This is a genomic window from Streptococcus sp. SCPM-O-B-15304 (M98) (assembly GCF_058200215.1).
The window spans coordinates 17,168-29,012 of record NZ_JBYQGQ010000018.1 but is presented as its reverse complement, the minus strand read 5'-3'; the positions used below and the strand labels follow the sequence as shown (position 1 = coordinate 29,012).

At 39.5% G+C, this 11,845-nt stretch carries 7 protein-coding genes and 1 tRNA gene; 1 reads left to right on the top strand and 7 read right to left on the bottom strand.

From position 1 onward, the window contains the following. From AC3E7H_RS09455 to AC3E7H_RS09425, 7 genes are all read right to left on the bottom strand, one after another. Positions 1 to 3,267 (bottom strand): SIALI-17 repeat-containing surface protein (locus AC3E7H_RS09455; protein ID WP_490676460.1); only part of this gene is annotated, 3,267 nt, incomplete at its 3' end. Between the two features lie 368 nt (positions 3,268 to 3,635). Further along, on the bottom strand, positions 3,636 to 4,619 hold the full coding sequence (locus AC3E7H_RS09450; RefSeq protein WP_001245640.1) for an acetylxylan esterase: 984 nt from the start codon (positions 4,617 to 4,619) through the stop codon (positions 3,636 to 3,638). Positions 4,620 to 5,059: 440 nt separating this feature from the next. After that, positions 5,060 to 5,986 carry an ATP-binding cassette domain-containing protein gene (locus AC3E7H_RS09445; protein ID WP_001291283.1) on the bottom strand — a complete coding sequence of 309 codons (927 nt, stop codon included), beginning with the start codon at positions 5,984 to 5,986 and terminating at the stop codon, positions 5,060 to 5,062. A gap of 10 nt (positions 5,987 to 5,996) precedes the next feature. Further along, the gene (locus AC3E7H_RS09440) at positions 5,997 to 7,064 is read right to left on the bottom strand and encodes an ABC transporter ATP-binding protein (protein ID WP_000589653.1); all 1,068 of its coding nucleotides are present in this window, start codon (positions 7,062 to 7,064) and stop codon (positions 5,997 to 5,999) included. Between the two features lie 8 nt (positions 7,065 to 7,072). Then, a complete protein-coding gene (gene oppC / locus AC3E7H_RS09435; protein WP_000104373.1) occupies positions 7,073 to 7,999 on the bottom strand; it encodes an oligopeptide ABC transporter permease OppC in 927 nt (308 codons plus the stop codon). Continuing rightward, complete coding sequence (locus AC3E7H_RS09430; protein ID WP_000761009.1) at positions 7,999 to 9,495, bottom strand: ABC transporter permease; 1,497 nt, start codon at positions 9,493 to 9,495, stop codon at positions 7,999 to 8,001. The genes oppC and AC3E7H_RS09430 overlap by 1 nt, the downstream gene beginning before the upstream one ends. Positions 9,496 to 9,560: 65 nt before the next feature. Continuing rightward, the gene (locus AC3E7H_RS09425) at positions 9,561 to 11,561 is read right to left on the bottom strand and encodes a peptide ABC transporter substrate-binding protein (RefSeq protein WP_490676459.1); all 2,001 of its coding nucleotides are present in this window, start codon (positions 11,559 to 11,561) and stop codon (positions 9,561 to 9,563) included. Between the two features lie 181 nt (positions 11,562 to 11,742). Between AC3E7H_RS09425 and AC3E7H_RS09420 the strand changes: the two genes are divergently transcribed. After that, positions 11,743 to 11,813: transfer RNA gene (locus tag AC3E7H_RS09420), tRNA-Cys, on the top strand. The last annotated feature ends 32 nt before the right edge of the window (positions 11,814 to 11,845 follow it).

The window sequence follows — 11,845 nt, the reverse complement described above, 5'->3', positions numbered from 1 at the left end:
ACCACCTGTATATTCTGGCACCTCTAACTTAGCGGATTCCACTGCATTGACACCACCTGTGTATTCTGGAGAATCTAACTTAGCGGATTCTACTGCATTGACGCCACCCTCAAATTCTGGGACTTCTGATGTAGTTGCTTCCTCACCATTGACACCACCTTCAAAAGCTGGAACGTCATGAATGACAGACTCTCCTTTTGAGCTTTCTACTAGACTACCCTCTGGAACTTCATGGACCGCGGCTTCCTCACCGTTCACACCACCTTCAAAGGCTGGCACATTATGAACAGCGGCTTCCTCACCGTTGACGCCACCTTCAAATTCCGGAACTTCGTTAATAGTTCCTGGTGGATTTTCTTCAACCTCTATTTCTGAAACTTCATGAACAGCGGCTTCTTCGCCGTTCACACCACCTTCAAAGGCTGGCACATTATGAACAGCGGCTTCCTCACCGTTGACACCACCATCAAAGGCTGGAGCCTCATGAACTGCACCTTCTTCACCATTGACTGCACCTGTAAATTCTGGGACTTCATGGATTTCTGCTTTTGCTCCATTTTTACCACCAGGGACTCCTGCACCTTCAAGACTTACAGGCAAATTATGCATGCTCTCAATTGCACCATCAATGATTTCTGTAATTTCTTGACCAATATCTTCCTTGTTAACTGCGAAAAGCAATGTTTTTGTATCGTATTGCGTCAAGAAAGTCGCAAAGTTCCCATTTGCCAATTTAAGAACTGGTGGTTGATTCACCAATACTTCAGAATCAAATTCTAGAGCAATGACATTTTTGCTCATCTCCACAGCATTTTTCACAGTTGCTTTTGTTGGAGCAATTCTATCCTTGCTTAAGAAATCCCAGTTGAATTTCTTATAAGATAAGGTGTATTCATTTTGAGTGGCAGTTGCATGCTCATAAAGTAAGCCAAATTCACCATTTCCAAGATCTTGCAAGGAGTTATAAGCAAATTTACCACTTTGAATTGGATTATGTTTGAGCCAAGTTAGGTCTCCATTAGCTTCCACACGTGCCAAGTGTACCAAACCATTGTAACGTCCTGGCCCACCTGCATTACTGAGGATGATATATTCCTTACCATCTTGCACCGTATGAATGGCAGACATTTGAACGTAGACGTCTTGGACATCTGAATAGCGTTTTACATCTTTTTCCCAAGTCGCTCCGCCATCTTTACTTGTTGCAACTTGCAAATCCCCTGTCAATCCACGCATGAAGAGTTTGAGATCCCCATTATTCAACTGAACAACAGTTGACTCAGTATTTTGAGCACCTGGATTATTCATAGTTGAAGAATGAATTGTTTGGTTACCTACTGGACGGTTATCATTGACCGCTTCACCAGCGTGCCAAGTTTCACCATGGTCATCTGAGTAAATGACGCGTGAAGACTGAGAACCACTTAGGTAGGATACGTTATTTGTAGTGTAGGCAGGGATAACCAGACGACCTTTATGAGGTCCTGAATGTAAGGCAATACCTGTACCAGGTCCAGTACCTAAGAAGTGCATCCAGTCCTTACGAATTCCGTATGTAATATCTTTTGGTGCAGACCAAGTTTTACCATCGTCATCACTATAAGACATCCAGAGATAGTTGGTGTTTGAAACTCTAAAGATATTCTTGTCGCTATAATCGAAGTAGACATTACCAATCAGTTCTTCACCCTTGTAAAGATCACCCTTATCACTATAGGCTGGTTGCTTAGGATCAACTACAACACGATATTCTGTCTTTCTATTTTCAGGGTCAAAGACTTCACCATTTTCACGTATTGTATAACGTCCCGCTTCACCTTTTTTGTATAGAACCTGATAAACCTTATCTCCAATTTGCTCATAGGCTTGTGGTGCTTTTCCTGGTAAATCTCTTACCGCTTCACCTTCTACGAACATATCAAAAATAGAGAAGATTCGCTTAGTTTTCGGATCTTGGACTAGGGTCATGTCAATGTTGACTGGTGATCCCGCATGAGCTCTTCTGGCATTCTCATTGTCCCGAGGATTTGAGATGACAATTCTATCACCCCACGTTTTGCCCTTATCATCACTACGACGAACAACCATACCGATATCGCCCCAGTCAGAGTGATGCAAGCGTCTCTCATCTGCACCAGCAATCAAGGTTCCTTTATCAGTTTTCAGCAGGGCAGGAATACGGTAGCTTGCGATACCATCTTTATTTGGCTTGCGGTTCTCACCACCTTCAAAAACATCCAGTTTATCAGTAACTTCTGCTCCTTCAGGAAGTTTCTTCTCCAACTCTCCTCTTTCAAAAAGTTGGCTACGTTTTTTAACTTCTTCTTGAGAAAGAGCACGGTCATAAACAGTTAGATTACGGACTTTAAGATTAGCACCCCAGAAGTTTTTGCCTGTGCGTTTTGTTGTACCGATTTGTACATGGTTGACATCTGGCATGTCTTGGATGAAGCGACCAGACTGAGGACTTGTGCGCGACAAGACACCATTTACATAGACGCGAACCTGACCTTTTGGTTGGTCAGCATTTGGTCTTTCAACTGTAAAGGTTACAGAGTTCCACTCACCTGGCTTAATCTTCAAAGGAGCAGTTTTATAATCACCATAGAATTGGTTTCCATTTGCATCACGACCTTCAACGATAGCTGTGTTATCAAGGATGGCCATAGTGAAATACTCATTTACTTTGGTATCACTAGAGACTGAGAAGAGGTTGTAAAAACGTGGAGCAGATGCATCTGGCTTAAACTCCATATGAATGGTCGCATTTTGAAGTTTTTTAAGCTTGTCGAGCTCCTCCTTCATGTCAACTCTTTGACCGTTTGAAGGATTGGTTTCAACATCTTCTTTCTCTATAACAGTATTGGCATTTTCCAACTCTCTTGCATAAAAGTCACGGGGAATGTTTCCAACTTCCTCGTCTTCACTCTCTGTAGCTGGAGTTTCGTTTGATGCTTCTGTTCCGGTTGGTTTTTCAGACCCTGGGTTTGCTTGCAACTCTTCACGTCTCACTTCTGTTCCACTATTATTTACTGTGGTTACTTGGCCTGCAAGCTCCTTATCTAAATTAGCTAGATTTCCTGTCTCTACTTCCTTAGGCAATTCTGGCAAAGATTGCCCCGCTGTTTCACCATTCGTTGATGGTGCCTCTTGAGCCAAAGCCGGTGCAGCACCAAAAACAACGGCTCCAATCACTACTGAAGCTGCTCCAACTGCAAATTTCCGAATTCCATATCTCTGTTTTCTATCAAAATCTCTCTGATTCATGTGTTCCCTTCCGTTATTTTTAATAAATAAAGCGCTTTCTTTTTTGCTTAAAATTTTTAGCCACTCAGACTAGATGCAAATAAGAAACTGTATTATTGAATGGAATTTCCATTCTTTGTAATGAAATGCTGTTGCGCTTTTATAAATTCCAAGTTAAAAGATTCGCAACTAGCTATACTCCTTTCACTTTTTATCTTAATCATATTATATAATAAATATTCTAAATTTTAGACTTCATAATCTATAATAGATTTTACTTTCAAAGATATTTAGAAGTTTCAAACTACCTGAAACTACTTTCTCATTATCTGGGTCACATAAAGAAAAGCCTGTAGTTCATTCGAAACTACAGAGCTTTTTTTCAATTTTTAGTGACCAAGATAGGTAAAGGGGATCTCACTACCACACAACCAATTGTAAACTTGATCATTGACATGAACATTCATGGCCTCATGAGCGTATTCAGGCATGATACGATAACTCTTTTCACAAGTCAGACGGTTGTAAATAGCAAACTGAGTGATTGGATAGCAAACATCGTCATCAAGCCCAGTAATCATTCGAACTTCCCCCTTAATGCGATGGGCAAGATTTTTTACATCGATATAGGCGAGTGTCTCCATAATCTGCTCTTCTGTCTCATGGAATGGATCATGGAACTTAAAGTAACGAAAGAGCTCATCATAGGCTTCGCTGGTATTCCCAATCTCAAGTACTCGTCTAAAATCTGATAAGAATGGATAAATAGCAACTGTACGCTTGATACGTGGATTGAGCCCCGCAGCCACCAGAGCTAGCGCTCCTCCTTGAGAAGCTCCATAGCTTGCTAATTGGCCTTCATCCACTTGTGGGAAGCTAGCTACAATCTCAACTAATTGATAAATATCAAGATAAACATCCTTATAGAAGAGTTGCTCTTTTCCTTCTACTGCACCACGGATGATTTGGCCCTTAACTGTATTTCCAAGAGGCGAGCGTAACCCATCTTGTGAGTAACCAGACTGACCACGGACATCCATAGATACGACACCATAACCAGCGACTGTAAAGGCCAACATATCTGTCCAATCCCAACAACGTCCCATATAGCCATGGAAGTGAAAAATAACTGGTACTTTCTTTTCTGATTTTGGTAAGACCACGCGTGCATAAACAAGGCCTTCCCGAGTGCCCTTAAAGGTGAGTTCATAACACTTCACATTTGGAATACGAAAATCACGTTCCTCTAATTGGTAATCTGGCAAGACCGAAACCTTCTCAATCTCTCCATCCCAAAAATCGTCAAAGTCTTGCGGAACTTCATCTCGCCCTCTGTAAGTTTTCATTTCTTCTATTAGTGCTGGATTTCTCATAAAACCCTCCTTAATTTTGTAACCGTTACCATAACTCTAGCACATAAAGGAAGGCAATGCAAGACTGATATTTTAAATAGAAAGTGATTTTAATTTTGAAGATTCATAAAAGCTTATCTGAAAGTAGTTTTATCCATTCCATTCTGTATAAATTCAATACACTTTCAAAGAATAACAGCTTCTTTGGTCTCTCATCCAAGAGTCATTGAAGACTAGGCTTATACTCAAATCCAAACTACTAGGTCAGCTTTATCTGCAACCTCAAAGCCGTGCTTTGAGCAACCTGCGACTAGCTTCCTAGTTTGCTCTTTGATTTTCATTGAGTATTAGCATGTTTTCGGGTATATAGTTGTCTATCTTTAATCTAATGTTCTTTTACAAAAATAAAAAAGCTTCATAACCTTAATAGAATTTTTCTACCAAGATTACAAAACTCTTTCTTATTTCAAATCTTTTTTATAGCGTTCCAACTCTGCTTGGTTTGCCCAAACATAGTGACCTGGACGAATTTCTACCATAGAAGGCTTATCAGTTTCATAGTCATGTTGATCTGGATCATAGACTTTCAAAACTTTTTTACGTTCCAAGATTGGGTCTGGAATAGGAACAGCTGATAGAAGTGCTTGCGTGTATGGATGAACTGGATTGTTAAACAATTCTTCAGTCTCAGCCACTTCAACAATGACACCCTTATAAATTACCGCGATACGATCAGAGATGAAACGAACTACTGACAAATCGTGGGCAATAAAGAGATAAGTCAAGCCTAATTCCTTTTGGAATTTCTTGAGCAAGTTCAAAACTTGGGCACGTACTGAAACGTCCAAGGCTGAAATCGGCTCATCCGCAATAACGAAGTCAGGTTGCATAACCAAGGCACGGGCAATCCCGATACGTTGACGTTGTCCACCTGAAAACTCATGTGGGTAACGTGTCAAGTGTTCAGCCAAAAGTCCCACTTCACGAATGATATTTTGAACTTTTTCTTTTCTTTCTTCTTCATCTTTAAATAAATGGTGGTTATAAAGACCTTCAGAAATGATATAGTCAACCGTTGCACGTTCATTCAAACTTGCAGCAGGGTCTTGGAAAATCATTTGGATACGACGGATTAATTCCGAAGCTTGTTCACGTGATTTTTTACCATTAATTTTTTGACCTTCAAAGATGATATCACCTTTGCTGGTATCATTAAGACCGATGATAGCACGACCAATTGTTGTCTTACCACTACCAGACTCTCCAACAAGTGAGAAAGTTTCTCCTTTGTTGATAAAGAAGTTCGCATTTTTAACAGCGACAAACTTTTTGCTTCCTTCACCGAAGGAAATTTCTAAGTCTTTAATTTCTACTAATTTTTCAGACATTTCCTTCCTCCTAGTCCTCAAGATGAGCAAAGCCCATCTTTTCACGAATTTTATCGTGTAAGTCTTCAATCACTGCTGGTTTTGAAACTTTTGGAGCCTGTTCATGAAGCAACCATGTTTTCGCCCAATGAGTATCTGATACTGCAAACTGAGGTGCTTTTTCTTCGAAATCAATCTTCATCGCATAGTCTGAACGAAGAGCAAAAGCATCTCCCTTCAATTCAGTATAGAGCGATGGGGGTGTTCCAGGGATTGAGTACAATTCACCTTTGTCATCCGCAAGTTGAGGCAAGCTTGACAAGAGGCTCCATGTATATGGGTGACGTGGGTCGTAGAAGATTTCTTCAACAGTACCATACTCGACGATTTCACCAGCATACATAACTGCAACTTTATCAGCGATACTTGCTACGACACCTAGGTCGTGAGTGATGAAGATTGTTGTAAAGTGGTATTCGTGTTGAAGTGATTTCAACAAGTCAATGATCTGTGCTTGAATGGTCACATCAAGAGCTGTTGTAGGCTCATCACAGATAAGAATGTCTGGACGACAAGCAAGAGCAATCGCGATAACGATACGTTGACGCATTCCTCCAGAATACTGGAATGGGTATTCATCAAAACGTCTCTCAGCATCCGGGATACCAACCTTGTTCATATAGTCGATAGCCATCTCTTTAGCTTCTTGAGCTGTCTTGCCTTGGTGTTTAATAATAACTTCTGTGATTTGACTTCCGATTGTCTTGATAGGGTCTAGACTGGTCATCGGATCTTGGAAGATAGTTGCAATCTTTGCACCACGAATACTTTCCCATTCTTTATGAGAAGATAAGGTTGTCAAATCTTGTCCACGGTAATTAATACTACCTTGTGCAATACGACCATTTTCTTCCAACATTCCTGTGAATGTTTTTGTCAAAACTGATTTACCTGAACCTGACTCCCCAACTAACGCAAGGACCTCTCCCTCAATCAAATCGATGGAGACACCTCGAATAGCTGTCAAAATCTTGTCACGAACATCAAATTCCACGACAATATCTTGAGCAGTCAAAATTACATTTTTTCCTTTTATCATGTCTACTCCTATCTATGTGTACGTGGATCACTAGCATCCGCTAGGTTCTGACCAACTACGAACAGTGACAAGGATACCAAGACCAAAGTTGTCAATGGAATCCAGAAGAGGTAAGCATTGGTTGTTACGTTCTGAGAATAATCTGAAATCAAACGTCCCAAACTTGGTACCGTGATTGGCAAGCCGAGTCCAAAGAATGACAGGAAGGCTTCATATGAGATAAATGCAGGAAGCATTTGTGATGTAGTTGTAACAATAACAGAAACCAATTGAGGCATGATATTTTTAATAACAATCTTATGAGTTGGTGTTCCCAGTGTACGAGAAGCAAGGTTGTACTCCAAATCACGGTAACGCATGATTTGGATACGAATCATATAAGCAATACCAATCCAAGTAGTTACACTCATGGCAAAAATCAAGTTCCAGAAACCTGCACCGATAGAGTAAGTCAAAACAATAACGATCAAAAGTGAAGGGATGTTATTGATAACGTTATAAACTTCCATCATGATACGGTCAACTGATTTTGAAATACCCCAGATTCCGCCGACAATAACACCAATAACAACGTTGATAAAGGTCGCAATTACGGAAATCAAGATAGAGTTACGTGCTCCAAACCAGACACCGTCAAAGAGAGATTTACCATTACTATCTGTACCAAACCAATGTTCAGCATTTGGCTTAATGTAACGAGCGCTAAAGTCATTTACCTTACTTACATCATTGAAGTCAAAATCAGAAAACATTGGATAGATGAAACTCATCAATACGATGGAAATCAAAATACCAAGCATGATGATTGTTGATTTTTTCTTCAAAAACTGTCTAAAAACAGAACCCCAATATGAGTAGGCAGGAGCATCAATTGCTTCAGAGGCAAAATCATCTCGTTTTACAAATTGAAATTTATCATTACTAATCGTAGACATTATTTGCCTCCTTTCTCTGTCAATTTAATACGTGGGTCAATAATAGTCATCCAAATATCTCCAATCAAATAAGAGAAAATTGAAACACATGTAAAGATGAAGACCAGACCAACTACCATATTGTTGTTTGATGCTTTTACAGAGTCAATCAACATTTTACCCATACCTGGGAAGGCAAAGACTGTTTCAGTAAGAGTTGCTCCACCAATAACACCAATAATTGAACCTGGGATACCAGAAACGAGTGGTACCATAGCGTTTTTAAAGATGTGTTTGTTAGAAATTTCTTTTTCAGACAAACCTTTAGCTCGAGCAAAACGGACAAAGTCTTGAGATTGTAAGTCAATCATGTAACGACGAATCCAGATAGCTAGACCAGGTGCTCCAAGTAAACCAAGAATGACTGATGGAAGGACATAAGATCGCCAATCGCCAGCACCCAAGATTGGGAATGAGTCTGGGAATCCGATAGAAGAACCAATCAAACGAATGATATAAACTAGAGCAATCGTTGGGAGGGCCATCAAGAAGGTCAAAGTACCTGTAGATAGGCTGTCAATCCAAGTATTCTTGAAACGAGCCATTGCTGAACCAAGAGGAACTGCAATCGCATATGAAATCGCAAGACCGATCAAACCAGTGATAGCAGAACTTGCAATCATAGATGGGTACTGATAGTTGCTTTCAGTAGCCGTATATGGATCATCTTTACCGTAGTTGGCTACTTCACGAGCATCTGCTTGACTCGGAGATTTATAAGTTCTTGAGTAAATGTTAACTGATGATGTTTTCTTACCAGTTGGGAATTGAACTTCAGAAGTCTTCGTTTGTCCTTGTCCTTGTGTAATAACTTGAAGAACAGGAGTATTGGCATAAGTTGGATAAGAATCTCCTAGGTTCAAGTTGACAAAGTTTTGGTGAACAAATGGGAACTGACTATTGAAGTACAAGAGGTATTTGTGTTTAGTACCTGAACCCACAAGAGACCAACCGATAGCAGGATCATTCTCAAAGCGTAAATAACGCTCTAAGTTAGGATTCTCAGGGTCTTGGATCTTGTTTGTATGGTCAATATCAAGCAAGTTTGCATAGAATTTGAACACACGCTCAAAAATAGGAATTTCACGTGTAGCGTAGAATTGTCCACTCTCTGTAAACTCACCTAGAGTCCAACCATTCCCAAGTTGTTGGATATATTTTTCATAGATTGCTTTATTTGTATCATTTGCATCTACTGTAACAGAAGAGTCAATGCTACTAGCTTTTTCCTGCAACTCTTTCGTATCATAATATTCGATATAACCCATACGCTCAAAGACGGTATTTTCATAGTTATCACGTTTATCAGCCGTTGTTGCAATTTTATTGTAGTTAGTATCTTGTTTGAAGATCAACTTCCGTGGAACCATCGTATAGATGATTGTGTAAATCAAGGTCGTTACTAAGAAAATAGAAACCAACGACCGCAAGATACGCATAAAAACATATTTTTTCATATTATTTCCTTTAAAATCCCAAAAGAACCTTCTCCTTTAGGAGAGAAAGTTCTGATGAGCATTATTTATTTCACATGACTCGCTAATTCTTTTTGAGCTTTTTCGTTTGATTCAGCTTTTTCTTTGAGCCATTTTTCACGAGCTTTTTGGTATTCTTCTTTTGTAATAGGTTTTTCACCAACCTCAGTGTACTTCAAGTAACCTGAGTTTTCTCCTTTAAGACCCGCAGCGGAGTAAGAAGAAGTAAATGGAATAACTTTAGATACAAATGATACAGCGGTTTCTTTTGGACCTGCCATTACAGGAATTGTCAAACCGTTGTCTGTTAACCAAGCTTGAGCAAGGGCATATTTTTCGTAGCGTTCTTGAACGTCTTGATTTTCTTTATTTGCTTCATCAACTAATTTTTCATAGTCAGACAAACCAAGTTTTTGGATAACTGATGCGTCAGTATCTTTGTCAATACCCATAAGCAAGCGAGTATTTCCGCCTTTAATCGTGTACTGGTCTAAGAAAGTTGATGGATCCTGATAATCTGGATTCCATCCAGTCAAAGTATGAATATCCCAGTCTTGTTCTTTCGCTGTTGGAGCACTGAATGAAAGTGGTAATGCTTCTGCTTGAGTCATTTGTTGAAGATCGATTACAACATTGTCTGATCCAAGTACGTTTTCAATAGATTGTTTAAGTGATTGAACACGGTTTACAACAGCTGTAGATTCTTGGATTGTTAGAGCATCCAAGTGGATTGGGAATTCTACCCCTTCAGCTTTCAAGCTTTCTTTTGCTTTTGCAAAGGCTGCTTTAGCTTTTTCTTCATTGTAGAGACCATTTTGCGAATCAGCAAGTGAAATGTTTGACCATGTGCCTGAGTTTGTCTTCGAAAGACTTTCTTCTACAAGTTCACCAAATTGTTTGTCACCAACTGGAAGATTATATGGTGTGAAAGTATTACGGATTGCAACTGCAGCTCCTTCTGTGCCATTTGTCTGTGCTGAGTAAGAATTACGATCTACCGCAAAGTTTAGGGCTTGACGGAATTCTTTATTTAGCAAGGCTTTTCTTGTAGATTCTTTTTGACTATCTGTTGTTTTTGAAGTATGGTTATAAGTTGAACGGCCATAGTTCACACTGACAGTAGCGATAGCTGATCCTGGTTCGCTAAAGTAGATGTTGTCTTTGAACTCAGACGCATATTTCTCGTATGTTGAGCTAGTAGGATAAATACGAGCTTTACTGTATTGTCCTTCTGAGAATCCTTTAGCAACAACATCTTGGTCTTTCCCATCCCAGAATGTAAATTTAATGTTTTGAATTTTAACTGCATCTTTATCCCAATAAGCATCATTCTTAGCCATTTCGATTGAAGACTTAGCTGTGATTGCTTTCAAAACAAATGGTCCATTATACAAAATAGAAGATGGATCTGTAGGTGCACCAAAGCCTTCCCCTTTAGATTTAAGGAAATCTTCGTTGATTGGCATCATCACGCCATTTGTTGTTTTATCATTCCAGAAAGTCTCTGGCTGATTCAAGGTGTATTCCAGAGTGTTATCGTCAACTGCTTTTACCCCAACAGTTGAAAAGTCGTTTGTTTCACCGTTAATGTAAGCGCTGAGTCCTTTAATTGAAGAACTAATAACAGACAGCCCTTTTGATTTTCCTTCTACCGCGTGTTTCAACCCTGTCACAAAGTCTTGGGCTTTAACTGGAGCGTATTCTTCTCCTTCAGCAGTAACCCACTTAGCATCCTTACGGATTTTATAAGTGTAAGTCAAACCATCTTGTGAAACTGTCCATGATTCAGCAATCGATGGTACGAGGTTGCCATATTTATCATTAGCAAGTAAACCATCTACTGCATTTGTAGTTACAAAAGAAGTAGAATCAACGTTGTTAACAACATAATCCAATGTTTCTGGATCAACTGAATAAACGTATTTATAATCTGATGCTAATTTTGCATTGCTTGAACCTGCATTTGAATTCGTATTTGAACATGCAGCAAGCACTCCTGCCGCAAGCAAGGACACTCCCGCTACTGCAAGAATCCGACTTTTTTTCATGTTTAGTTAACTCCTCTATTAAAATTAATGAGATACTGTTGATTATACCATAATCCCTCTCAAAAGTAAACGAATTTTCAGAATATTTTGTCGCATGCCTTTTGAAAGCAGGAAAACTTACATTTTCAGAAAAGAAACTATTGACGAGATTTAATTTAAAAGGTATAATAATAAAAGTTAAGGCGGTATAGCCAAGTGGTAAGGCACGGCTCTGCAAAAGCTTGATCGTCGGTTCAAATCCGTCTACCGCCTCTATGTTATCAAAGACTCCCACAGGAGTCTTT

Bases quoted from the DNA above. Each gene is read 5' to 3' on its own strand.
- AC3E7H_RS09450 (WP_001245640.1), bottom strand. From the start codon at position 4,619: ATGAGAAATCCAGCACTAATAGAAGAAATGAAAACTTACAGAGGGCGA.
- AC3E7H_RS09445 (WP_001291283.1), bottom strand. From the start codon at position 5,986: ATGTCTGAAAAATTAGTAGAAATTAAAGACTTAGAAATTTCCTTCGGT.
- AC3E7H_RS09440 (WP_000589653.1), bottom strand. From the start codon at position 7,064: ATGATAAAAGGAAAAAATGTAATTTTGACTGCTCAAGATATTGTCGTG.
- oppC (WP_000104373.1), bottom strand. From the start codon at position 7,999: ATGTCTACGATTAGTAATGATAAATTTCAATTTGTAAAACGAGATGAT.
- AC3E7H_RS09430 (WP_000761009.1), bottom strand. From the start codon at position 9,495: ATGAAAAAATATGTTTTTATGCGTATCTTGCGGTCGTTGGTTTCTATT.
- AC3E7H_RS09425 (WP_490676459.1), bottom strand. From the start codon at position 11,561: ATGAAAAAAAGTCGGATTCTTGCAGTAGCGGGAGTGTCCTTGCTTGCG.